Origin of the sequence: Dactylosporangium sp. NPDC049525 (assembly GCF_040676755.1) — a bacterium.
In the GTDB taxonomy this organism is placed as follows: Bacteria; Actinomycetota; Actinomycetes; order Mycobacteriales; family Micromonosporaceae; genus Dactylosporangium.
The window spans coordinates 1-23,491 of record NZ_JBFAPO010000005.1 but is presented as its reverse complement, the minus strand read 5'-3'; the positions used below and the strand labels follow the sequence as shown (position 1 = coordinate 23,491).

18 protein-coding genes are annotated in these 23,491 nt (G+C 72.1%); 5 read left to right on the top strand and 13 right to left on the bottom strand.

The window, feature by feature from the left end:
* Positions 1–6: 6 nt before the first annotated feature.
* From AB0K00_RS10465 to ppc, 10 genes are all read right to left on the bottom strand, one after another.
* Positions 7–702: a hypothetical protein gene (locus tag AB0K00_RS10465; RefSeq protein WP_363518377.1), complete on the bottom strand. Its 696-nt coding sequence runs from the start codon at positions 700–702 to the stop codon at positions 7–9.
* Positions 703–704: 2 nt separating this feature from the next.
* A complete protein-coding gene (locus tag AB0K00_RS10460) occupies positions 705–1,772 on the bottom strand; it encodes a glycosyl hydrolase (RefSeq protein WP_363518375.1) in 1,068 nt (355 codons plus the stop codon).
* Between the two features lie 27 nt (positions 1,773–1,799).
* A complete protein-coding gene (locus AB0K00_RS10455; protein ID WP_363518373.1) occupies positions 1,800–2,546 on the bottom strand; it encodes a methyltransferase domain-containing protein in 747 nt (248 codons plus the stop codon).
* On the bottom strand, positions 2,543–4,027 hold the full coding sequence (locus AB0K00_RS10450; RefSeq protein ID WP_363518371.1) for a lipopolysaccharide biosynthesis protein: 1,485 nt from the start codon (positions 4,025–4,027) through the stop codon (positions 2,543–2,545). Before AB0K00_RS10450 ends, AB0K00_RS10455 begins: the two co-directional genes overlap by 4 nt.
* Positions 4,024–4,911: a sulfotransferase domain-containing protein gene (locus AB0K00_RS10445; RefSeq protein WP_363518369.1), complete on the bottom strand. Its 888-nt coding sequence runs from the start codon at positions 4,909–4,911 to the stop codon at positions 4,024–4,026. Before AB0K00_RS10445 ends, AB0K00_RS10450 begins: the two co-directional genes overlap by 4 nt.
* Before the next feature lie 2 nt (positions 4,912–4,913).
* Positions 4,914–6,122, bottom strand: coding sequence for a hypothetical protein (locus AB0K00_RS10440; RefSeq protein WP_363518367.1), 1,209 nt, complete (start codon positions 6,120–6,122; stop codon positions 4,914–4,916).
* Positions 6,119–7,489, bottom strand: a complete 1,371-nt coding sequence (locus AB0K00_RS10435) for a hypothetical protein (RefSeq protein WP_363518365.1) — start codon at positions 7,487–7,489, stop codon at positions 6,119–6,121. Before AB0K00_RS10435 ends, AB0K00_RS10440 begins: the two co-directional genes overlap by 4 nt.
* A 70-nt stretch (positions 7,490–7,559) precedes the next feature.
* A complete protein-coding gene (locus AB0K00_RS10430; protein WP_363518363.1) occupies positions 7,560–9,374 on the bottom strand; it encodes a Wzz/FepE/Etk N-terminal domain-containing protein in 1,815 nt (604 codons plus the stop codon).
* Between the two features lie 112 nt (positions 9,375–9,486).
* Positions 9,487–11,031: an adenylyl-sulfate kinase gene (gene cysC / locus AB0K00_RS10425; RefSeq protein ID WP_363518966.1), complete on the bottom strand. Its 1,545-nt coding sequence runs from the start codon at positions 11,029–11,031 to the stop codon at positions 9,487–9,489.
* A gap of 56 nt (positions 11,032–11,087) precedes the next feature.
* Positions 11,088–13,913 carry a phosphoenolpyruvate carboxylase gene (gene ppc / locus AB0K00_RS10420; protein ID WP_363518361.1) on the bottom strand — a complete coding sequence of 942 codons (2,826 nt, stop codon included), beginning with the start codon at positions 13,911–13,913 and terminating at the stop codon, positions 11,088–11,090.
* A gap of 305 nt (positions 13,914–14,218) precedes the next feature.
* Here ppc and mfd point away from each other — a divergent pair, with 305 nt between their 5' ends.
* Positions 14,219–17,815 (top strand): transcription-repair coupling factor, encoded by a 3,597-nt coding sequence (mfd, locus tag AB0K00_RS10415; protein ID WP_363518359.1) that lies wholly within the window; start codon positions 14,219–14,221, stop codon positions 17,813–17,815.
* 51 nt (positions 17,816–17,866) lie between these two features.
* Here mfd and AB0K00_RS10410 read toward each other — a convergent pair whose 3' ends face one another.
* Positions 17,867–18,679 carry a WecB/TagA/CpsF family glycosyltransferase gene (locus AB0K00_RS10410; protein WP_363518357.1) on the bottom strand — a complete coding sequence of 271 codons (813 nt, stop codon included), beginning with the start codon at positions 18,677–18,679 and terminating at the stop codon, positions 17,867–17,869.
* A 79-nt stretch (positions 18,680–18,758) separates the two neighbouring features.
* Here AB0K00_RS10410 and AB0K00_RS10405 point away from each other — a divergent pair, with 79 nt between their 5' ends.
* Together AB0K00_RS10405 and AB0K00_RS10400 are read left to right on the top strand one after the other, a co-directional pair.
* Entirely contained in the window at positions 18,759–19,682 is a 924-nt protein-coding gene (locus AB0K00_RS10405; protein ID WP_363518355.1) for a sulfotransferase, read from the top strand.
* Entirely contained in the window at positions 19,679–20,605 is a 927-nt protein-coding gene (locus tag AB0K00_RS10400) for a glycosyltransferase (RefSeq protein ID WP_363518353.1), read from the top strand. Before AB0K00_RS10405 ends, AB0K00_RS10400 begins: the two co-directional genes overlap by 4 nt.
* A 127-nt stretch (positions 20,606–20,732) precedes the next feature.
* Here the strand turns inward: AB0K00_RS10400 and AB0K00_RS10395 are convergent, their stop codons facing one another.
* On the bottom strand, positions 20,733–21,947 hold the full coding sequence (locus AB0K00_RS10395; RefSeq protein ID WP_363518351.1) for an NADP-dependent isocitrate dehydrogenase: 1,215 nt from the start codon (positions 21,945–21,947) through the stop codon (positions 20,733–20,735).
* A 64-nt stretch (positions 21,948–22,011) separates the two neighbouring features.
* Positions 22,012–22,425, bottom strand: coding sequence for a hypothetical protein (locus AB0K00_RS10390; RefSeq protein WP_363518349.1), 414 nt, complete (start codon positions 22,423–22,425; stop codon positions 22,012–22,014).
* Between the two features lie 88 nt (positions 22,426–22,513).
* Between AB0K00_RS10390 and AB0K00_RS10385 the strand changes: the two genes are divergently transcribed.
* Both AB0K00_RS10385 and AB0K00_RS10380 read left to right on the top strand, forming a co-directional pair.
* Positions 22,514–23,071: a CGNR zinc finger domain-containing protein gene (locus AB0K00_RS10385; RefSeq protein WP_363518347.1), complete on the top strand. Its 558-nt coding sequence runs from the start codon at positions 22,514–22,516 to the stop codon at positions 23,069–23,071.
* Positions 23,072–23,092: 21 nt separating this feature from the next.
* On the top strand, positions 23,093–23,491 hold a 399-nt coding region (locus AB0K00_RS10380; RefSeq protein ID WP_363518345.1), incomplete at its 3' end, for a hypothetical protein.

Here is a 23,491-nt window from a genome sequence, read left to right as displayed (position 1 = left end):
AGTCGCTCAGGCCTCCTCGGCAGATACGGCAGACACCTCGTCCACGGTCAGGTGGACCAGGATACTGGCGCGGGCCGGGCCGCCGTTCTGGCCGAGGCGGACCTCGACCGGAAGGCCGTAGGTGAGGCCGGCGTAGCGGGGGTTGACGGTGATGCCGGAGGCGGCGACGGCGTCGTCGAGCAGCTGGCGCAGGGCGATCATCCGGCCGATGCTGTCGCGGTTGAGCAGGTACTGGACCTGTTCGAAGGCGTACCGCTCGGAGACCGGGCGGCCGCTGGCGAAGAACAGCGCATCGAAGGCGGCCCGCTGCTGGTCACGGTCGGGCTCGACCGGGGTGACGGCGGCGGCGAGGGTGAGCAGGACGTTCTGGGTGTCCGTGACCAGCGTCACGATCCGCGCGTCGGCGGGCAGGTCGTAGTACTGCGCGACCATGCCGGGGGTGGTCTCCTGCCGGACGGTGAGCGAGCGTTCCGCGGCGAGCCGCCGGCCGACGTCCCGGATGATCATCGAGCCGAGGACGTAGCCGGTGACCTGGCCCCGCTGCGCCGGGGCGAAGGTCAGGTCGGCGGCGACGCTGCCGACCTCCTCGATGGTGACGGCGCCGTCGCCGAGGTAGGCCGCGACGTTCGGGTCGGACCGGCAGCCGGCGAGAAACGCACACGCCAGCGCCGCGACCAGGGCGAGCACACGGACACGAGACATGATCACTTCTTCCTGGTCTTGGCGGCGCCGGTCATCGGCGTGTAGTGCGGGTCCTGGGCCAGCGACGCGCGGAACGCGCCGAGGACCGCGGGGTCGTCGGAGACCTGGAACTGCTGCGTGGGGCCCTTGTTGTCGGTCGGGTCGGATTCGAAGTACATCACCGCCCGGATCTGCGGGTTGGCCTTGAACGTCGCGGACGCGTCGCGCAGCCAGGCCGCGCGCTGGTCGGTCCCCCACGCCCGGGCCACCCCGAACTCCCCGATCATCACCGGTTTCGTCGGGTGCGCCGCGCAGAACTCCAGGAACTGCCGCATCAGCGCCCCGATCGTGTCGTACTTGGTGCCGGCATAGACGTCGACGCAGTTCCAGTCGACCATGTCGTCGCCGGGGTAGAAGTCGGCCGCATAGCCGCCCTGGAAGCCCTCCACGGTCGGGCACCACACCCAGGACGCATTGGTGGCGCCCTCCGCGGTGAAGATGGCCCGCACATGCTTCCACGCCGCGACGTAGTCCTCCCCGGACCACATCTGGGCGCGCAGGTTCGGGCGGTCCATCTCCCACCGGTACCGCAGCAGCACCGGACGGCCGAACGCCTTGAGCTCGCGGGCCCGCTCGCGGATCAGGTCGTCGTAGCGGCCCAGGGTGATGAGCCGGGTGTCGCCGCCCGCCCACGACAGCATGAGTGTCGTGCCGCGGGCGGCGAACTGCTCGTCGGAGGCGTTGAAGAAGTTCTCGTCGAAGCGGCGGTACGTGTTGACGATCGCCATCTTGCGCCCGACGGACTTCTCCCAGGCCGTCATCGCGGTGAGCCGGCCGGATTCCGTGAGGTGTTCCGGCCGGACCCACGCACCCAGGTAGGAGCCCTGTGTCGGGGGTGCGATCGGACCCGCCGCGAACGGCCCGGTGGACGTCGCGATCGCCGGTGGTGCGCCGCCCGGGGTCGCCGGGCCGGTGGTCGGCGACGGCCGGGGGGCCGGGGTGTCCTTCGTGGACAGCACGCTGAGGGTCACCGCCGTCGCGCCCGCCAGGCAGGCGACCACGACGGCGACGACGAGCCCGATCCGCTTCACTACGACAACATCCCTCCGCTACGAGCGCTACTTGGGTATCCGGCGAGCCACGTAGAGCACGTCGGTGGCGATGCCGGAGAGGCGGCCGCTGCGGGCCGCGAGGTCGTCCGCGCGGCGGGCCACCGGTCGCAGCCATTCGCGGCGGTACGCGCCGGCCGGGCACAGCGCGAAGCCGCGCCGCTCGATCACCTCGAACCCGTGCCGCGCGAGCAGCTGCTCGACCTCGGCGTGGTGCAGCTCCGCGAACCACACGTTGGCGCGGTTGGAGCGGTGCCGCAGGTGCCGCAGCGACGAACGGTTGCCGTGGTTCTCCACCACCAGCAGGCCCGAATCGGCCTCGGGCAGGATCTTCGCGGCGAACGCGATCGCCCGGTCCCGGACGTCCTTGGGCGCGTTGAGCAGCAACCGGAACACGGTCACCAGCGCCGGTCCGTCCACTGTGGCCGGTTCCGGGACCGGCCCCTCGCCGTCGACCTGGTGCAGCTTCGCGTAGACGCCCGCCTCCTGGGCCTTCGCGAGCATCTGGGCGGACACGTCGTAGCCGTGCGCCGCTCGGACGACACCGTGCAGCAGCTTGATCGCCCGGCCGGTGCCGCACGCGAAGTCGTGCTGGACGGGCCGGCGGGCGGTGAACTCCCGGCGGACCAGCCGGCGCAGGAACGCGCGTTGCCGGCCGCTCACCGCCGTGGAGTAGGTCTCCGGCGCATAGACCACCCGTTCGTACTTGTCGACCGCCTCATCCGACTGGAAGACCTCCGCGTAGTCAGTTCTCATCGTTCCCCCTGCATCAGAACGTGCCTCAAACGCACGACCGCGTAGCAGTACGCGGCCGCACCCGCCCCCGTGGCGGCGAATTTCACGAACAGTCCGTGGACCGGCAGCACGGCCAGCTGCGGCACGGCGAAACACAATGTGGCCAGCGCGCCGGCGAGCAGCGTGGCCCGGCCGAACGGGTGCAGGCCGAGGCCCCGCACCACCTGGGTGAGCGGCACCAGGTTGTTGACGAGCACCGCCGCGCACAGCCCGACGGCGGCGCCGAACGCGCCGTGCCGGGGGATCAGCACCGCGTCGACGCACAGCATCGTGACCAGGGCGAGGCCCACGTTGGCGAGGTTCCACCAGGTGCGGCCCGCCATCGCGAGGACCACGTCGACCATCCCGCACGCCGTCGCAACCAGCATCGTGGCCGAGAGCACCCGCACGATGCGCACGCCGCCCTCGTAGTGCTCGCCGAAGAGGTCGAGGTACTGGTGGGCGTAGGTGAACATCAGCAGGTACAGCGGCCAGCAGGTGAGCACGACCCACGCGGTCGCCTGCCGGTAGAGCAGGTTCGCGCCGGCCGTGTCGCGCACGGCGAGCCGCTCGGCGAGGCGCGGCTGGACCGACTGCGTGACGCCCTGGTTGACGAACTGGCCGAGGATGACGAACCGGCCGGCGACGGCGTACATGGCGGCCGGCGCGAGGCCGGCGAGCGCCGCGACCAGCAGCACGTCGACGCGTTGCAGCGCCATCTGGGCGAGGCTCGCCACGGCGCGCGGCGCGGTGAACGCCCAGAACCGGCGCGGCGTGAAGTCCGAACGCTCCCCCTCGGCCGGTGTGATGCGGGCGCGCAGCCGGGTCAGCGCGATCCCGGCGAACAGCGCCGCGGGCAGGTAGGGCAGCGCCCACAGCGCGGCGAACACGTCCGGCCCCCACCCGGCCACCCACACCAGGGCCAGCAGCACCAGCTGGGCGGCGGGCCGCATGACCCGGTCGAGCAGCACGGTGGGTCGCATCGCGCGCAGGCCGCGGGTCGCGGCGAGCAGCGCGTCGCTGACCGCGGCCGCCGGCAGGAACACCGCGAGGGTCCGCACCAGGTCGGCCCGGCCGGGCAGCAGGTCCGCGGCGAACCACAGGCCACCGGCGAGGACCAGCGCCGCGACGGCGAGGGGGACCAGCGCGGCGCGCAGGCACTCGCCGAGGCGGGACAGGTCGCCGACCGCGCGCATCCGGGCCGGCCAGTACACCAGTGACGTCTGCACGCCGAGCTTCGCGACGGTGACACCGAGCCCGAACACCGCCGTGGCGGCGAAGAACGCGCCCGCGCCGTGCGGGTCGAGGGCGCGGGCGGCGAGCCAGGTGACACCGAGCCCGGCGACGCCGGTGCAGACGGTGCCGGCGAGGTTCGCCAGCCCACCCCGGGCGGCGCCGCGCAGCATGCCGTTGCGCGACTCGAGACCTGCTCCGGGGGTGGGCTTGTCGAGTGTCGCCGTCACGCCGGACTGTCCGCTGTGGACAACCAGGAGGGGCGGTGACCGAGCCAGGTGGCCAGGCGCTCGTCGAAGGGCTCGTAGTACGCGGCGAGCTGCGAGGCGATCGAGTCGTCGAGGCGGTTGCGGGGGCGGGCGTTGTGCCGGTCGAACGCCGGGTACCGCTCGACCCGCGGCAGGCCGAGGAAGTCCAGGACGGCGTCGTACACCGGCTCGGGGCGCAGGAAGAACTCGGTGCTGTCGACCACGTGGATGCGGTCGCGGCCGAGCAGCGCCGCCATCGGCTCGATGTATTCGATGTACTCGCCGCGGGCCCGGTAGGCGTGGTGCTGGTGGGCGAAGCTGTACGCGTCCGGGTCGTTGAGCAGCAGCTCGCGCTGCCCCGCCAGGCGCGAGGGCTCCAGGGCGAGGGCGCGGCCGAAGTCGACCTCCGGCTCGAAGCCGCGGGCGACCTCGTGCGCGTGCTGGGAGTAGGCGCGCTCGACGGGGTCGCGGACCAGCACGACCAGCTTCACGCCGGGCAGGTCCGCGGCGATCCTGGCCAGGGCGTGCGGGTGGTACATGTAGTACGGGCTGGACTCGAACGTCTGCGCGGGGACGCCGAGCTCGTCCTGGATCCGCGCGGCGCGCCGCTGCAACGGGAAGTGCCCGCGGTACCAGCGCAGCCCGTGGTGGTAGCCGACGTCGAAGTAGTGCACGCCCTTGTGCAGCACGGCCTTGATGACGGCGGGGTGCGTGGCGAGGGCACGGTAGAGCGACGTGGTGCCGCAGCGCTGGCCGCCGCAGATCAGGAACTGCGGCAGCATCCGCCGGCCGGCGGTCAGCTGCCCGTAGTTGCGGGATCCGAAGTGGACGATCCGCTTCAGCGTGTCGGGAACCTGCACGGGCATGGTTACAGTGCCTCCACTCGCGCGACGAGAACGGGCAGCAGCCAGCTGCCGAGCACGCCCAGCCGGGCGCCGGCCTCCGCCTGCCGGTCGGTGACGTACCGGGTGGCCAGGTCGATGAGGTAGAGCAGGGTGGTCACCTCGACCGCCTGGCGGTGCACCACGCCGAACGGCAGCAGCAGCTCGGGCGCGGCGTCGATGAGGTCGTTGACGGCCCTGGCGGCGGACGGTGCCTTGGCGATGCCGACCTGCAGCGCGTGGTGCAGCGCGTCGTAGCCGATCGGGACGCCGGGGGTGAAGCGTTCCCAGTCCCAGACCAGGATCGTGTCGGCGAGGCAGGCCATGTTCCACGGCGACCAGTCGCCGTGCCAGGAGCCGTAGGTGAGCTGGACGCCGCCGGCGGTGCGGGCGATCCGCTCGGCCGCGGTCCGCAGCGCGCCGCCCTCGGGGTGGTCGGCGACGGCGGTGAGCCGGGACCGCAGGCGGGTCCAGTAGCCGCTGTCGTCGAGGCGGCCGCGGCGGGTGCCGCAGCAGGCGGCGACCTCACGCATCGCGGTGGCCAGCCGGGGCGCGGTCAGCGCGACCCTGGGCCGCCACACCGGCAGCGCCGACTGCACAAGGACCTCGTGCTCGCCCCACTGTCCGATGTGGATCGCCTCGGGCACCCGCAGGGCCTTGAGCCCGGCGGTCGACACGGCGGCGAGGGCGTTGCCCTCCGCCTTCACCAGGGCCCTGGTCAGCGCCGACGTGCCGAGCTTCGCGAACGCCATGGTGGCGCCGTCGGCGGTCAGCAGCTGCAGCACCGGCTTGCGGTTGGCCCGCGCGGGTCCGATGTGGACGCTGAGCCGCACGTCGGTGGCGAGCTCCCGGCGCAGGTAGGTGTCGATGGTGTCGGCCCCGGGCGTGACGCGCAGCCGGTCGCGCAGCAGCACCGACGACGCGCCGGTGCGCAGGGCGGCGACGACCGCGTCGCGCTTGAGCTTGGCCATGCGGGACTGCGGCTCGGCGTAGCGGCGCACGGCGGCGGCGGCGAGGCGGCGGTCGTCGGCGGGCACGAGCAGCCGCGGCTTGCGGGCGTTCGGCACCACCAGGTATTCCACGACCGCGGTGCCCTGCCCCGGGTACAGCAGGGCGAGGACCTCCTCGATGTACTGCGCGCGCAGTTGTTCGTCGTCGACCTGCAGTGCGGCCGGGGCGGTCTTCACTGGACTCATCGGCTCTCCAAACGGTTGCGCCACAGGACGGCGTACGCGAGGAAGGTCAGCGCCAGCGGGGTGACGAGCGCGTTGTACCAGAACATCGCGGCGAAGCTGGACACGATCGCGGCGGTGGCGGCCAGCCCCGCCGGGGTCGCGTCGCGCCGGAAGCGCCACAGCCCCACGACGAAGAACCCCAGGTAGGTGACGGTGCCGAGCAGCCCGTGGGCGAAGAGGAGCTGCCACAGCTGGCCGTTGCCGCCGATGGTGAAGTTGCCGCAGCGCTCGCAGTCCTCGCTCTCCCCGACCGCGATCGAGTTGCGCCCGCCGATGGTGTTGCGGGTCGAGCCGAAGCCGATCAGCGGCGACTCGGCCATCCCGCCGACGGCTTTCTCCGTGGTGTACATGCGCACGCCGTTGGACTTGCCGTCCTCCAGGCGTGCGGTGACGACGTCGCCGAGCGGCGTGGTGGCGACGGCGACCGCGACGACGGCGCCGGCGACCCCGACGAGGGCCAGCGCGGCGAACCGGCCGCGGACCGCCAGCCGCACCGCCACGTAGAGCACCATCACCCCGAGGCCGATCCACAGTCCCCGGTTGAGCGAGTAGACGATCGGCGCCATCGCGATCAGCAGCGTCGCGAGGGTGAACGCCTTCGTGCGCCGGCTCTTCGTGAGCGACCAGCCGGCCACCAGCAGCCAGCCGATCAGCAGGCAGACGTTGTTGCCCCAGGTGTTGGTGTACCCCCAGGGCGCGCCGGGCCGCGGCGTCTCCCCGCCGAGCAGGTTCATGATCTGCGCGGCGGTCGGGTGCACCAGGGACTGGATGAAGCCGTTCTCGCGCAGGTGGTCCGGCAGCAGCAGCTCCAGCGGCGCGGTGAACTCGAAGGTCGGCGCGGCCATGCCCAGCAGCCCGCCGGCGACGGTGACGACGAACAGCCACGCGAGGAGCCGGATGAAGCGCTGCTGCGGCAGCTCCCGGCGGTCGACGTTGCCGGCGTAGACCAGGATCACGGTCATCGCCACGTAGCCGCCGAGGCGGAACGCGAAGGACACCAGCCGGCTGGCCGCGGTGCCCGGCACGGTGCCGGTCGGGTCGGCGCCGAGGCTGAACAGCCCCAGGCCGACGACCGCGAGGAACAGCAGCCACAGCAGGAAGCCGGGCGGCAGCTTGACGAACTGGCCCGAGGCGCGGTGCCGTACCAGCGACACCAGCATCGGCACGGCCACCAGGAAGAAGATCAGGGTGCCGAGGCCGAGGGCCCACCACAGCGGGTAGAGCAGCAGCAGGCCGGTCACGGGCCAGGCGGGCAGGCGGTGCACCCGGCCGGGGCGCCGCGTTTCGGGGACCGCCTGCAGCGAGGGGTGGTTCGCGAGGGCGGTCATACCGCCACCTCCGCTGCGCTCCGGCGTCGGCCTGCCCCGAACCTGCTACATGACTCGCTCGCAAGCTCACTCATCGGCGCTTGTCTGCGCCGTTCTCGCCGGCGGCGTCGGCGTTGATGCGGGTCACGGAGATCGTGCGGGTCTGCCGCTTCGGCACGGCGGGCGCCTGCACGACCGCCGGCGGCGTGACGGTGGCGGTCGCCGCGGCGGTCCGGAGCCGCTTGGCGGCCATCGGCTCCTCGGGCTCCTTCGGCGGCAGCTTGTCCAGGACCGTGGTCATGTCGTCGGCGACGGTGATCTCCTGGCTGTCGCGCTCCTCCGTGCCGCGGGCGCCGGCCAGGCGCGGCAGGACGACCGCGCCGAGCAGGGGCGTGCCGACCCGGCGCAACTGGTCGGCGGCGTCGGCGACCTCGGTGTTGCGGGTGCGCCGCAGCTCGACCGCGACGATCGCGGCGTCGGCGAGGCTGGCCAGGCTCTGCGCGTCGGCGCTGGTCGCCGTCGAGGGTGCCTCGACGACCACGTACGCGGCCCGCTCCCGCAGCGTGGCGAGGGTGTCGCGCAGCGCCTGCGACTGCAGCAGCCCGCCGGCGCTGGCGGTGCCGCCGGTGGTGACGACGCTGAGGTTCGGGTGCCGCGGCGCGCGCTGGGTGGCGCTGCTGAGGGAGAACCGCCCGGCGAGCACGTCGGACAGGCCCGGCACGGAGCGGACCCCGAGCATCTTGTTGACGCTGGCGGTGTCGACGAGGCTGTCGGGGAGGTGCGCGCAGACGAGGACCGTTTCGGCGCCGGTACGGGCGAACGCGGCGGCGAGGTTGGCCGCCACGACAGTCGATGCGGCGCCGCGGCTGGCGCCGGCGACGACGACCACCTGGCCGGCGAGCGCGACCCGGGCGTCGGCGCCGTTCGGCGCGGGGATGCTCGCGAGGACCTCGTTGCGGAGCCGGTTGAAGATGCGGCCGCCGGCGCCGAACGGCGCGAACACGTCGTCGAGGCGGGGCTTGACCCGGCCGGGCACCGCGGCGAGGACCGCGACGTCGACCCGGCGGGGCAGGTCGGAGGGGCGGCGGACGCGCTGGTCGAGCCGCTCGCGGAGCAGGGCCGCGCCGACGCCGAGCAGCAGGCCGACCATGGCGCCGCTGGCGAGGTTGAGCAGCCGGTTGGGCTTCACCGGCCGGGACGGCAGTTCCGCGTCACGAATGATCTTGCCGGGGCTGATGGTCGTGGTGAGCAGCTGGTTGAGCTGGCCCGCAAGGGTGTTGATCTGCGAGGTCGCCGTGGTGCGCTGGCTCTCCAGGTTCGGCCGGTTCGGGTCGGTCGGCCGGAGGTTGGCCAGCTTGGTGTTGATCTGCAGCAGGCTCGCGTTGAGCTGGTTGAGCTTGTCCTGCAGGATCGCGATCCGCCCGGCGACCTCGGTCTTCGCGCTCTCCTCGCGGTTGCGCAGGTACGCCTCGGCGAACGCGTGCGACCCGCCCTGCGCGATCCGGGCGTCGTTCGAGGAATACGTGATGACCAGGAACGTGGTGTTCGGCGGCACCTCGACCCGCACGCTGCGGGCCAGTTCGTCCGGCAGTGTGGTGGAGCGCATCAGCTCGCGGGCGTCGGTGGCGACCGTCGTGGAGGTGACCAGTTGCGCCTCGTTGTCGAGGTTGATGTCGCCCTTGGTGCGGCCGCTGGTGGAGTTCGCGTCCTGCCCGTTGCCGAGCGGCGAGACGAGGACGGAGGTGGCGGACTCGTACACCTTCTTCTGCATGCCGGTGAACTGCCCGGCGCCGAGGAGACCGGCGCCGACCATCAGGAGCACCAGCCACCAATGGCGCCGGGCCATGCCGAGCAGGTCGACGCCCGGTGAGTCGGTATCGGCGGAAAGCTGGCGGTTGGCGTCCATGAAGCGGCGGCCCCTTCGGCGTCAGGTTCTCCAGGGGCTAACGCTTCCGGGACGTCCGGCGTAATGGGCTGATGTGCCCGCTTTATTCCGTCAGGCGACTTTTACGGCGTCTTTACGGTATTGGGCGGGGGTCGAGCCAGCCGTTGTTGCCCAGGTAGCGCAGCACGGTGGTCACCGCCTCGCCGTAGGACAGGTCCGTCGTGTCGATCGCCAGTTCGGCGTCGGTCGGTGCCTCGTACGGGTCGTCGATGCCGGTCATGCCCTTGATCAGGCCTGCCCGTGCCTTTGCGTAGAGCCCCTTGCGGTCGCGCCGCTCACATTCGGCGAGCGGTGTCGACACATGCACCAACACGAAACCCGCCCCGGCGTTACGGGCGAACTCGCGCGCCGCGGCCCGTGCCTCGTGGTAGGGCGCGATCGGGCAGCAGATCGCCACCCCGCCGTGGCGGCCCACCTCGGCGGCGACCCAGCCGATCCGCTTGATGTTGGTGTCGCGGTCCGCGGCGGAGAACGTCAGGCCCGCCGACAGGTGGCGGCGCACGATGTCGCCGTCGAGCAGGGTGACGGTGCGCTCCCCCGACTCCTGCAGCGCGTCGGCGACCCCGGTCGCCATCGTCGACTTGCCCGAGCCGGACAGGCCGGTGAAGAACACGACCAGGCCCCGCTGCCGGCGCGGCGGCCGGGCCCGGGTCAGCTCGCGGGCGACCGCCGGCGGCGTGTGCCACTCCGGCAGGATCGTGCCCCGGTCCAGGTGGTCCTCGATCTCGGCGGCCGTCAGCGGCAGCCGGCGGTGCTTCGGCGGGATGTCGTCGAGGGAGCGCCATTGCCCGTCGCGGCCGTCATACGCCAGCTCCCGGGGCACCAGGACCCGCAGCCCGCCGCCGGACAGCATCGAGTCGCTGGACGCGAGCAGGTGGGTGACGCCGTAGGCGGCGGCGACCCGGGTGCGCAGCATCGCCGCGCGGATGTCGTCACCGTCGTGGTGCGGCAGCGGCAGCGCCACGATCGTGCAGGCCGGCATCCGGTCCCGCGCCGCGAGCACGCAGCGGACCAGGGCCTCCGGGGCCAGCCCGTCAGGGCCCGGGCTGCCGACCGGCACCAGGACGAGCAGGTGCGCCGCTAGGGTGCGGGCGGCGCGCGCGATCTGCGCCAGCTGCGGGCGGTGCAGCGGGCGGTCCGCGATGACCCCGAGGATCCGGCCCTGCGGCAGGGTGCCGCGCACCTCCGCCGGGGTCCTGCGCATGCGGCGGAACACCCCGTGGCCGCCGTCGCCGAGGCGCTTGACCCGGCCGGCGGCCCCGCCGAAGCCCTCCCGCGTCGGATACACCTCGGTGGTGTCCAGCGCGGCAATCGGCGCGCCTTCCAGATCCGCGAGGATCAGCACCCGCTTGTTGGGGTCGGCGACGTCGAGCTGCTGCAGCACCGTCTGCGGCACTTCCAGGGTCACCGGCACCGGCCAGGCGGTCCCGTCGGCGAGCCGGCCGTTGCGCCGCAGCGACGTCAGGTCGGCCGGTCCGAGGAAGCCCGTCAGCGGCCGGTACGCCTCCGACAGCAGGAGCTCCAGGTCAGCGATCTCCGAGGGCCTGGGCGTGTAGGTCGGCGCGTCCCGAAGCACTTCGTCCGGCAACGTCCATCCATCGACAGCCCAACCGTTCACAGACACGCGAGACAGTCTGGCAGCTTTACTTTGATTTCACCCCGCTGGGGTCCGCTTCAGCCGGTGTTGCGCATGCCGGCGGCGATGCCGTTGACCGTGGTCAGCAGCGCCCGCTCCAGGGCCGGGTCCGGCGAGGCCTTTCGGCCGCCGCCCCAGACGCCGCTGTCGGCGATCTTGCTGGCGCGGTACTGGGCGAGCAGCGACACCTGCAGGTGGTGCAGCGGCTGCAGGTAGCTGTCGCGGACGCCCAGCGTGCGGTCCAGCACCGGCTGGCGCTCCAGCAGTGTCGACTCGCCCGTGATCGCGAGGACCTCGGCGACGGTCTTCTCGTACTCCGCGCGGATCACCTCGAACACCGGCTTCAGCGGCCCGGGCACCAGCGTGTCGACATACCGCGATGCGATCTCCAGGTCGGTCTTGGCCAGCATCATCTCGACGTTGGACAGGAACGTGCCGAAGAAGTGCCACTTCTCGTGCATCTCCCGCAGCACGTCGCCGAGGCCGGCGACCCGGGCCGCCTCCAGGCCGCTGCCCACGCCGAACCAGCCCGGCACGATCTGCCGCGACTGCGTCCAGCCGAACACCCACGGGATGGCCCGCAACCCGCCGAGGCCGGCGTCGGCGTTCGGCCGCTTCGACGGGCGCGAGCCGATGTTGAGCGCGCCGAGCAGCTCCGTCGGGGTCGCCGCCCAGAAGTACGCCGGGAGGTCCGGGTTCTCGACCAGGGCGCGGTAGTTGGCGAACGCGGCCGTCGACACCGTCTCCATCGCCGAGTCCCAGCGGGCCAGGGCGTCGGCGGGCTGCCGGGGCTCGGTGTGCAGCAAGGCGCTCTGCAACACGGCGGCCAGGGTCAGCTCGAGGTTCTCCCTGGCCAGGGCCGGGAGCGTGTACTTGTCGGAGATGACCTCGCCCTGCTCGGTGACCTTGATCGCGCCGTCGAGCGTGCCCCACGGCTGCGCCAGGATCGCCTCGTGGGTCGGGCCGCCGCCACGTCCGACGGTGCCACCGCGGCCGTGGAAGAGCCGCAGCCGAACCCCGTGCCGGGCGGCGACGTCACGCAGCTGCCGCTGCGCCTTGTGGATCATCCACTGTGACGTGGTGATGCCGGCGTCCTTGTTGGAGTCGGAGTAGCCGAGCATGACCTCCTGCACGTCGCCCCGGGCGCGCACGATCGCGCGGTACACCGGGATCGACAGCAGGTCGTCCAGCAGCTCGCCGGCCATCTCCAGCTCGCGGGCCTGCTCCAGCAGCGGCGCGAACCCGACCCGGGCCCGGGCCGACTCCATCGACGCCCCGCCGAACCCGGCGCCGGCGCTGACCTCGACCAGGCCCCACTCGCGGGCCAGGACGACCGCGGCAAGCACGTCGTCGATGCCCTGCGTCATCGAAATGATGTAGGTCTCCACGACCTCCGGGCCGAAGCGGTCCTGCACCTCACGGATCGCGGCGAACACGTCGAACGTCTTGCGCGCGCTGTCGGTCAGCCCGGTGTCGCGGGTCGCCAGGGGGCGGCGGCCGTTGAGCTCGTCGATCAGCAGCTGGCGGCGCGAGGCACGGTCCAGGTGCGAGTAGTCGACCTCGCCGACCCGCCGGTACAGCTGGGTGAGCACCTCGTGGTGCGCGTCGGCGTGCTCCCGCACGTCGAGCGTGGCCAGCTGCAGGCCGAACGCGGACAGCGTGCGGATCGCCGAGGCCAGCTTGCCGGTCGCGGCGAGCTGGCCGCCGTTGCGCGCCAGGGATGCCCGCATCAGCTCCAGGTCGGCGATGAGCTCGCCGGTGCCGAGGTAGTCGCGGCCCTGCTTGTGCGGCGTGCCGGTGGCCAGGCGCGTGCGGGTGTGCTGCAGCTTCAGCCGGATGCAGCGCAGCTTCAGCCGGTAGGACTCCTCGAGGTTGACCCGCCGGTAGCGGGGCGGCAGCTCCGGCAGGTTGTCCAGGTCGGCGGCGAGGCTCGCGGACAGGTCCAGCGACACCCCGCGCAGGCGCTTGGAGACCGACACCTCGTCGATCAGGCCGTCGATGATGCCTTCGGCGGCGCGGATGCCGTACTCATGTTGGATCAGCAGGACGTCGCGGGTGACGGCCGGAGTGACGAACGGGTTGCCGTCGCGGTCCCCGCCGATCCACGTGCCGAAGCTCAGCGGGCGGGCGGTCGGGGGCAGCTGCACCCCGAGGTCCTTCAGCGTCTCGTAAAGGTCGTCGAGCACCTGCGGGGCGGCACCACCGGCGAGGTCGGCCAGGTAGTAGACCGCGTTGCGGGCCTCGTCGCTCGGCTCGGGCCGCTCCAGCCGCAGCTCGTCGGTCTGCCACAGCAGGTCCAGCAGCTCCGCGAGGCGCCGGTCGGTGCGGGCGGTGCGGGTCTTGTCCGGTTCGAGCGAGCCGTCCAGCGCGGTCGCGAGCGCCTCGGCGTCCAGCTCGTCGCCGACGGCGCGCAGCTTCGTCAGGATCGAGCGGCGGGCGGCCTCGGTCGGGTGGGCGGTGAACACCGGCCGCACCGCGAGCTTCGAGGCGATCGTGCCGATCTCCTTCACCCCGACCCCGCGGTCGGCGATCAGCTTCGCGGCCCGCTCCAGCCAGCCACCCTCACGCACGCGGATGCGGCGCAGCTCGCGCGCCCGGTGCACCTGCTCGGTGATGTTGGCCAAATGGAAGTAGGTGGAGAACGCCCTGGCCAGCTGCGTGCCGGCCACCACGTCGAGGCCGGTCAGGCGCTCGGCGGCGGCCTCCGGGTCGCTGCGGACCAGCGCGCGGACCTCTTCGACGAGGTCGAGCAGCTGCTGGCCGTCCTGCCGCACGAGGCTCTGCCCGAGCAGCGAGCCGAGGCGGCGGATGTCGGCGCGCAGCGCGGCGTCGGCGTCGCTGGACACGGGTGCCTCTGCAGACATGCTGGATCCCTCCGGGCGAGTCGGCTGGGACGGCGCTGTCCGTTTTCACCGGCATCGTATCGGCTGCGCCAACGCACCGTGGCCATCCGGTGAGTAGCGCCACTGTTTCCGGCCTGTCGGATTCGCCAGCGGTCCCGTGGGGGATTTCCACCCCACACCCTCACCATGCTCGCTGCGCTCCCACTCAAACCCTCCGCCCCTCACCCTCGGTGGTTTTGTCAGACCCCGGAGCTAGTCTGGTACTGCTCGATACACCCCCGCCCGTTCTGGGCGCGGGGCTGTTTGCCGTGCAGATGGGTGCTCCAATGCCAAGGCTTGCCGGTCTCACCTCCGCCGCCCTCACTGATCCCGCGCTCGCCCGCGCCCGTGACCTTGCCCGGGCCGGCCACAGCGACCAGGTCGACGTGACCGCGCCACCGGCGCTGCGCACCTTCCTCACCGCGGTCGTCGCCGCCGAGCGCCCGGTCCTGGCGGTCACCGCAACCGGGCGGGAGGCCGAGGACCTGGCCGCGGCGCTGGGCTGCCTGCTCGACCCTTCGTCGGTCGTGGTGTATCCGGCCTGGGAGACCCTGCCGCACGAGCGACTCTCGCCCCGCTCCGACACCGTCGGGCGGCGGCTCGCCGTGCTGCGCCGCCTCGCCCACCCGACCCCTGAGGCGGGCCTGCCGCGGGTCGTCGTCGCCCCGGTCCGGTCGGTGCTCCAGCCGCAGCTCAAGGGCCTCGGCGACCTGGAGCCGATCGAGCTGCACCCCGGCGGGTCCGCCGAGCTCGACGCGCTCGTCACCCGGCTGACCGAGCTGGCGTATGCCCGGGTCGACCTGGTCACCAAGCGCGGCGAGTTCGCGGTCCGCGGCGGCATCCTCGACGTGTTCCCGCCGACCGAGGAGCACCCGATGCGGGTGGAGTTCTGGGGCGACGAGGTCGAGGAGATCCGCACCTTCGCCATCGCCGACCAGCGCACCATCGAGAAGGTCGACCGGCTGTGGGCACCGCCGTGCCGGGAGCTGCTGCTCACCGACGAGGTCCGGGCCCGGGCCGCGGCGCTGTCCACCGACCACCCGCAGCTGGCGGAGCTGCTGGACAAGCTCGCCGGTGGCATCCCGGTGGAGGGCATGGAGTCCCTGGCGCCGGCGCTGCTCGGCGACACCGACTCCCTCGAGCTGGTCCTGCACACCATGCCCGCCGGCACCCACGTGCTGCTGTGCGACCCGGAGCGGATCCGCACCCGGGCGCACGACCTGGTCCGCACCAGCGAGGAGTTCCTGGAGGCGAGCTGGGCCGCCGCCGCGGTCGGCGGGAAGGCGCCGATCGACCTCGGCGCGGCCGCGTTCAAGAGCCTGTCCGAGGTGCGGGCCGCCGCCGCGTCGCTGGGCCTGCCGTGGTGGTCGCTGAGCTCGTTCTCCCTAGCCGCTGCTCCGGTTCCGGACGAGCCCTGGCGGCTGGGCGAGGATGCGCCGGTTGTCGTTTCCGACGACGCGATCTCCATCGCGTTGCCGGCGCAGCCCGCGCCGCTGTATCACGGCGAGACCACCCGGGTCGTCGACGACCTGAAGCGGCTCGCCGGCGACGGCTGGCGGCTCGTGCTGGTCTTCGAGGGCAGCGGACCGGCGCAGCGCGCCGTCGAGGTGCTCCGCGACGCCGGTCTCGGCGTGACCCTGGTCGACGGCATCACCGACCTGCCCGACCCCGGCGTCGTCACCGTCACCACCGGCTCGCTGGGCAACGGCTATCTCGACGAGGGCGCCCGCCTCGCGATCATCACCGGCACCGACATCTCCGGCGGCCGGGGCGCGTCCACCAAGGACATGCGCAAGATGCCGAGCCGCCGGCGCAACCAGATCGACCCCCTGGAGCTGCGCACCGGCGACTATGTCGTGCACGAGCAGCACGGCATCGGCCGGTATGTCGAGATGGTCCAGCGCACCGTCAACGGCGCCGACCGGGAGTATCTGGTCCTGGAATACGCCGCGACCAAGCGCGGCCAGCCCGGCGACCGCCTCTTCGTGCCCACCGACCAGCTCGACCAGCTGTCGCGCTATGTCGGCGGTGAGACGCCCACCCTGCACAAGATGGGCGGCTCGGAGTGGCAGAAGGCCAAGTCACGGGCCCGCAAGGCGGTCCGGGAGATCGCCGCGCAGCTCATCCAGCTGTATGCGGTCCGGCAGAACTCGCAGGGCCACGCGTTCGGCCCCGACACGCCGTGGCAGCGTGAGCTGGAGGACGCGTTCCCCTATCAGGAGACCCCCGACCAGCTCGCCGCGATCGAAGAGGTCAAGGGCGACATGGAGAAGCCGACCCCGATGGACCGGCTCATCTGCGGCGACGTCGGCTACGGCAAGACCGAGATCGCGGTGCGCGCCGCGTTCAAGGCCGTCCAGGACGGCAAGCAGGTCGCGGTCCTCGTGCCGACGACGCTGCTCGCCCAGCAGCACTTCAACACGTTCTCCGAGCGGGTCTCCCAGTTCCCGGTCGAGGTGCGCCAGCTGTCGCGCTTCCAGACCCCGACTGAGACGAAGCTGACCATGGAGAAGGTCACCGACGGCACCGTCGACATCGTCATCGGCACCCACCGGCTGCTGCAGACCGCGACCCGGTTCAAGCAGCTCGGCCTGGTCATCGTCGACGAGGAGCAGCGCTTCGGCGTGGAGCACAAGGAGTTCCTGAAGCAGCTGCGGGCCTCCGTCGACGTGCTGACCATGTCCGCCACCCCGATCCCCCGCACCCTGGAGATGGCGATCACCGGCATCCGCGAGATGTCGACGATCGCGACCCCGCCGGAGGAGCGGCACCCGGTCCTCACGTTCGTCGGCGCGCAGGACGACAAGCAGGTCTCCGCCTCCATCCACCGCGAGCTGCTCCGCGACGGCCAGGTCTTCTACCTGCACAACCGGGTCGAGTCGATCGAGCGCGCCGCCCGGAGGCTGCGCGAGCTCGTCCCCGAGGCGCGGATCGCGGTCGCGCACGGCCAGATGGGCGAGGACGCCCTCGAGAAGATCATGGTCGGCTTCTGGGAGAAGGAGTTCGACGTCCTCGTCTGCACCACGATCGTGGAGAGCGGCATCGACATCCCCAACGCCAACACCCTCATCGTCGAGCGCGCCGACCTGCTCGGCCTGTCCCAGCTGCACCAGATCCGCGGCCGCGTCGGCCGTGGCCGCGAGCGCGCGTATGCCTATTTCCTCTATCCGCCGGACAAGCCGCTGACCGAGCATGCCCACGAGCGGCTCGCCACCATCGCGCAGCACACGGAGCTCGGCGCCGGCATGTATGTGGCGATGAAGGACCTCGAGATCCGCGGCGCCGGCAACCTCCTCGGCGGCGAGCAGTCCGGTCACATCGAGGGCGTCGGCTTCGACCTGTACGTGCGGATGGTCGGCGAGGCCGTCGCGCAGTTCAAGGGCGAGCGCCCCGAGGAGGAGGAGCCCGACGTCAAGATCGACCTGCCCGTCGACGCCCACCTGCCGCTGGAGTACATCGCCGCCGAGCGTCTCCGCCTGGAGATCTACCGCAAGATCGCCGGCGCCAAGGACGACGCCGCCCTCGACGAGATCGTCGCCGAGATGAAGGACCGTTATGGCGAGCCGCCGCTGCCCGTCGCCAACCTGCTTGCGGTCGCCCGGTTCCGGTTCCTCGCCCGCGCCTACGGCCTGACCGACGTGTCGTTGCAGGGCAAGCACGTCCGCTTCGGGCCGCTGCAGCTCGCCGACTCGAAGCAGATGCGGCTGAAGCGGCTGTATCCGGAGTCGGTCTACAAGACGGCGGCGGACACGGTCTCCCTGCCCCGCCCGTCGACCCGCCGCGTCGGCGGCGAGCCGATGCGCGACACGCAACTGCTGGAGTGGGGAGCCGAGCTGCTGAAGTCAGTGCTCGGCGAGCCGGTTCCGGCCGCGGCGAAGGCCTGACCAACGTTCCGGCCCGGCCCGCGCGGGCCGGGCCGGACGGTAGCCGGCGCATCAGGCTCGATGGGCCGGCCGGTGCGTCAGGCGGTGGTGGAGGGAGCGCGCCAGGAGCGCCGCGGCGAACGGGGCGTCCTCCCGCAGGTAGCGGCGCGCCAGCCGGCGGGGTTCGCGGGCAAGGCGGTCCAGCCATTCGAGCCCGGCCTTCTGCATGGCCGGATTGGCCCGCTGGATGTCGCCGGCGACGAAGTTGACCGCGGCGCCGCAGCCGAGGAACCAGGTGCCCGGCAGCGCCTCGCGGAGACGGCGGATCAGGTGCTCCTGGCGCGGGAAGCCGATGCCGACGTAGACCATGTCAGGCTCGGCGTCGATGACCGCGGCGCAGGCGGCGTCGAGGCTCGCGGGGTCGGCGTCGAAGCCGAACGGGGGGCACAGCGTACCGGCGACGCGCAGGCCAGGGCAGGTGTCGGCGAGGACGGCGCCGGCGCGGTAGGCACCGTCGGGGCCGTCGGCGGCGGGAGCGCCACCGAGGACGAAGACGCTGCCGCCGTCCTCGGCGAGGGCGCGGGACAGCGACCAGATGAGGTCGGAGCCGGCGACGCGGGCAGGGAGGTTCCAGCCGGCGAGGCGGGCGGCCCAGACGAGCGGGGTGCCGTCGGCGACGACGAGGTCGGCCTCGCGGAGCTGGGCGCGCAGCTGAGGGTCGCGGGAGACGTGGCGGAGGATGTCGACGTTGGGCGTGACGATCCAGCCTCCCTCGCCGCGGGCGAGCGCCGATCGTACGTGGGAGACGACTTCCGCCTCGGTCAATGGGTCCACGGACAGGCCGCCGAGAGGGACCCGCCGCCAGCGCGCTCTGGTGTGCAGCATCGTTCATCCGTAATTCGTCGTTAGAGCTAACAGATGCCAGCACAGCTGACATATCTGTCAAAACGACCAAGGAGGACGGTTGGTACGCGTTCTGTTCCTCGGCGGGCTCGGGCGCAGCGGGACCACCCTGCTGGAGCGCCTGCTCGGCGAGCTGCCCGGCGTGTGCCCGCTCGGCGAGGTCGTCCACCTGTGGGAGCGAGACGTCGCCGGTGACGAACGCTGCGCCTGCGGCGCCCACTTCTCGTCCTGCGACTTCTGGCAGGCGGTCGGGGAGAAGGCGTTCGGCGGGTGGCAGCACGTCGACGTGTGGCGGGTGCTCGCGCTGCGGCACGCGGTCGAGCGGACGCGGCACATCCCGCGGCTGGCCAGCGTGCGGATGAGCCCGGCGCACCGGCTGCTCGTCGAGGAGTACGCGGACTGGTACGCCCGGCTCTACGAGGCGGCCGCGGTCGTGTCCGGCGCCTCAGTGCTGGTCGACTCGTCGAAGCACGCGGCGCTGGCGTACTGCCTGCGCTTCGCGCCGAGCATCGACCTGCGGGTCGTGCACATGGTGCGGGACAGCCGGGGCGTGGCGTACTCCTGGACGAAGACGGTGACCCGGCCGGAGACCGACGGGCTGGAGGAGATGACCCGGTATTCCCCCGGCCGGTCGGCGCTGCTGTGGAACGCGCACAACATGGCGCTGTCGGTGCTGGACCGCTGCGGGGTACCGGTGATGCGGGTCCGCTACGAGTCGCTGCTGGACTCCCCGGAGACGGTGCTGTCGGAGATTTCCGAGTTTTCGGGACTGGCCAGCGGCGGCATGGACTTCCTTCGCGGCGGCACCGCCGAGCTCGGTCCCTGCCACAGCGCGGCCGGCAACCCGATGCGGTTCACCGTCGGACCGGTGCCGCTGCGCCGCGACGACGCCTGGCGCACCGCCCTGCCGGGGCGGCAACGGCGGGTCGTCAGCGCACTCACGGCTCCGCTGCTCGGCATGTACGGCTACCGGGGGGCCCGATGAACACCGCCGGCCACTGGCCCAGCGTCGGCGTGGTCGTGCCGACCCGCAACCGGCCCGAGCTGCTCGCCCGCGCCGTGGAGGGCATCGTCGCCCAGGACTACCCGGGCCCGGTCCGCACGATCGTGGTGTTCGACCAGCACGACCCGGACGCGACCCTGTGCCGCGGCGGCGACCGCCCCCTCGACGTCCTGCCCAACCTGCGCAAGCCCGGCCTCGCCGGCGCCCGCAACACCGGCATCGTGGCCCTCGACACGGACCTCGTGGCGTTCTGCGACGACGACGACGCCTGGACTCCTACAAAGCTTCGGCGTCAGGTACACGCGCTGCAGCAGCGACCCCAGGCGGAGTTCTGCACGGCGGCGATCGAGGTCGAGTTCGGCGACCGGCTCACCCCACGCCTGGCGGGCGCGTCTCTGGTGGGCCTCGACGACCTGGTCCGTTCCAGGATGTCGATGCTGCACTCCTCGACGTTCCTGGTGCGCCGCTTCGTGTTCGCCGGCGACGAGATGGGCCTCGTCGCCGAGGACGCCCCCGGCAGCCAGAACGAGGACTGGGACCTGCTGCTGCGCGCCGCCAAGCGCGGTGAGATCGTCCACGTCGACGAGCCGCTGGTGCGCGTCCTGTGGGGCCGCACCTCGATGTTCGCCTACGAGTACGCCACCAAAATGGCCTCACTGCGCTGGATGATGACCCGCCATCCGGAGATCGCCGGCTCCGGCACCGGCGCCGGCCGCGTCTACGGCCAGCTCGCCTGCTGGTCCGCCGCCTCCGGCAACCGCCGCGACGCCTGGCTGTGGACCAAGGCCGCGATGCGCTCCAACTGGCGCGAGCCCCGCGCCGCCATCGCCCTCGCCGCCGTCACCGGCATGGTCAAGGTCGAAAGCGTCCTCGGCGCCCTCCACCGCCGGGGCCACGGCATCTAGCTGCCCGGGCCGGCGCTACGAGGCGCGGGACGTGGACGGCTGCGTGGCCGCGATCCGGGCGGTGTTGCGAACGGCCGGGGTGTCCATGCGGGACACCCCGGCCGGTCCGTCGTGGTCGGTCGCCTGATCAGGCGAGGCGCTTGGCCAGGTTCTGGTCGAGCGCGTTCATGAACTCGTCGGTCGTCAGCCACGGGGCGTCGCGGGAGATGAGCAGCGCGAGGTCCTTGGTCATCTGGCCGGCCTCGACCGTGTCGACGCAGACCTGCTCGAGCGTGTCGGCGAACGCGGTGACCTCCGGCGTGCCGTCGACCTTGCCGCGGTGGGCGAGGCCGCGCGTCCACGCGAAGATGGAGGCGATCGGGTTGGTCGAGGTCTTCTCGCCCTTCTGCCACTGGCGGTAGTGCCGCGTGACGGTGCCGTGCGCGGCCTCCGCCTCGACGGTCTTGCCGTCCGGCGTCATCAGCACGCTGGTCATCAGGCCGAGCGAGCCGAAGCCCTGCGCCACGGTGTCGGACTGGACGTCGCCGTCGTAGTTCTTGCAGGCCCAGACGAACCCGCCCTCCCACTTCAGGGCGGCGGCGACCATGTCGTCGATGAGGCGGTGCTCGTAGGTGATGCCGGCCGACGCGAACTCGGCCTTGAACTCGCTCTCGAAGACCTCGGCGAACAGGTCCTTGAACCGGCCGTCATACGCCTTCAGGATCGTGTTCTTGGTCGACAGGTAGACGGGGTAGCCGCGGTCGAGGCCGTAGCGCAGCGACGCGCGGGCGAAGTCGCGGATCGAGTCGTCGAAGTTGTACATGCCCATGGCGACGCCGCCGCCGGGGAACTTGGCGACCTCGAACTCCATCGGCGCGCCACCGTCGTCGGGCGTGTAGGTCACGGTGACCTTGCCCGGGCCGGGGACGACGAAGTCGGTGGCCTTGTACTGGTCGCCGTGGGCGTGACGGCCGATGATGATCGGCTTGGTCCAGCCTGGGACGAGCCGCGGGACGTTGGACATGATGATCGGCTCGCGGAAGACGACGCCGCCGAGGATGTTGCGGATGGTGCCGTTCGGCGACCGCCACATCTTCTTGAGCTTGAACTCCTCGACCCGGGCCTCGTCGGGCGTGATCGTCGCGCACTTGACACCGACGCCGTGCTGCTTGATGGCGTTGGCGGCGTCGACGGTGACCTGGTCGTCGGTCTGGTCGCGGTACTCGATCGACAGGTCGTAGTACTTCAGGTCGACGTCGAGGTACGGCAGGATCAGCTGCTCGCGGATCTGCTTCCAGATGATGCGGGTCATCTCGTCGCCGTCGAGCTCGACGACAGGGTTGTTTACCTTGATCTTCGCCATCGGCCGGGCGCTCCTCTCGCGGCTTGCCTTCGCTTAGCAGTACGAGCGTACTGCATCGAAGGGATCAGGAGCCGAGGACCCCGACTCCGAGGCTGATCACCCCGGTCGCAAGTGACAGTGCGCCGATCCAGACCATCGCGATGGCGCCGTTGGGCGTGGTACGGCCTTTGCCCGCCGACGACGCGAAGAAGCCGCCGGACATGAGGATGGCGGCGACCAGTACACCGGCGCGCGCGAACCAGCCGAGCACTCCCTCGATCCTCGCGAGGTCGGCATAGAGGATGCCGACGAGGCCGAGGGTGACCAGGACGCCGGCGTGCGCGTGCCCCGCGCGGGCGAACGCCTGCTGGAACGGCGTCATCGGCACGTCACCACGCACGATCTTGGTGAGGAACCAGCCACCGACCTCGATCGTCACGATCGACAACAGGGCGATGCCGGCAAGGATGCGACCGGCATCGGTGAACTCGAACTGCATCTCGGACTCCCCGTCACTATCAAGCTAGGCTATGCCAGTGACGATAGGCGGCAACGGCATCACTGGTCAAGGCGAAATAGACAGTTACGTGCTCGCGCACGTCGATCTGTGCCTGACGCTGGTCAACGACCTGACGGTGTCCCCGCGGCAGGGCCGGTCTTTCGGGGTGGACCAGCGGATCGGCACCGCGTTCACCGACCTCGCGCTGAGCCCGCGGCTGCGCGGCTTCGCGCTGTCCGACGCCGACGTCGACGTCCTGGCGGCGGTCGCGGCCCGGCTGCGGGTGGCGGTGGACGCCTGCCTCGCCGGCGACCTGCACGGCGCCGCGGGGGTGTTGAACGGCGTCCTCGCCGACCACGGCGCGGTGCCCAACCTGCACGCCTCCGCCGACGACGCGCCGGTCCTCGCCTTCCACGCCGTGGACGCGACCATCGTCGATGCCTGGGCCGCGGAGTCGGCCGCCAGCCTGGCCTTTCTCGTCGGCACCCGGCAGACCCACCGCCTGGGCCGGTGCGACGCCGAGGCGTGTGACGCGTACTTCCTTGACGTCACCAAGAACGCGTCGCGGCGGTTCTGCTCGCTCGCGTGCCAGAACCGCGCGAAGTCCGCCGCTTACCGACAGAAGCGCCGCGTGAAATTGTCGTAGGTACCCGGCATCCTGTTCCTCGTGAATCCCATCGCCCGTCCCGCTGGCCGCTTCGCCGTGCGTCCCGTCATCCGCGGGACCGGGCTCGTCGCGCTCGCCCTCGGCACCGCCGCCGTCATCACCGGCCTCGCGCTGCCCTGGACCCTGGCCGGCAGCCGCCACCCCGACGTCGTGACGATCGCCGGCATCGTGTTCCTCGGACCGCTGCTCAGCGGGCTCTGCCTGGCCTATGTGCGCACCGAGCCGCGCCGGTTCCGGCTGACCGCCGCCGTCGCGGCCGTGGCCGGGCTCGCCGCGACCCTGGTCGCGATCGGCCTCGCCCGGCTGGTCGAGCCGAGCGCCGGCGTCGGGCTCGGCGGCCCGGCACCACGTTCTCGCCGTCGACCTCGACGACCGCGTCGCGGGGCGCGCGCAGCGCGG

Bases quoted from the DNA above. Each gene is read 5' to 3' on its own strand.
- AB0K00_RS10465 (WP_363518377.1), bottom strand. From the start codon at position 702: ATGTCTCGTGTCCGTGTGCTCGCCCTGGTCGCGGCGCTGGCGTGTGCG.
- AB0K00_RS10455 (WP_363518373.1), bottom strand. From the start codon at position 2,546: ATGAGAACTGACTACGCGGAGGTCTTCCAGTCGGATGAGGCGGTCGAC.
- AB0K00_RS10445 (WP_363518369.1), bottom strand. From the start codon at position 4,911: ATGCCCGTGCAGGTTCCCGACACGCTGAAGCGGATCGTCCACTTCGGA.
- AB0K00_RS10440 (WP_363518367.1), bottom strand. From the start codon at position 6,122: ATGAGTCCAGTGAAGACCGCCCCGGCCGCACTGCAGGTCGACGACGAA.
- AB0K00_RS10435 (WP_363518365.1), bottom strand. From the start codon at position 7,489: ATGACCGCCCTCGCGAACCACCCCTCGCTGCAGGCGGTCCCCGAAACG.
- AB0K00_RS10430 (WP_363518363.1), bottom strand. From the start codon at position 9,374: ATGGACGCCAACCGCCAGCTTTCCGCCGATACCGACTCACCGGGCGTC.
- ppc (WP_363518361.1), bottom strand. From the start codon at position 13,913: ATGTCTGCAGAGGCACCCGTGTCCAGCGACGCCGACGCCGCGCTGCGC.
- mfd (WP_363518359.1), top strand. From the start codon at position 14,219: ATGCCAAGGCTTGCCGGTCTCACCTCCGCCGCCCTCACTGATCCCGCG.
- AB0K00_RS10410 (WP_363518357.1), bottom strand. From the start codon at position 18,679: ATGCTGCACACCAGAGCGCGCTGGCGGCGGGTCCCTCTCGGCGGCCTG.
- AB0K00_RS10400 (WP_363518353.1), top strand. From the start codon at position 19,679: ATGAACACCGCCGGCCACTGGCCCAGCGTCGGCGTGGTCGTGCCGACC.
- AB0K00_RS10395 (WP_363518351.1), bottom strand. From the start codon at position 21,947: ATGGCGAAGATCAAGGTAAACAACCCTGTCGTCGAGCTCGACGGCGAC.
- AB0K00_RS10390 (WP_363518349.1), bottom strand. From the start codon at position 22,425: ATGCAGTTCGAGTTCACCGATGCCGGTCGCATCCTTGCCGGCATCGCC.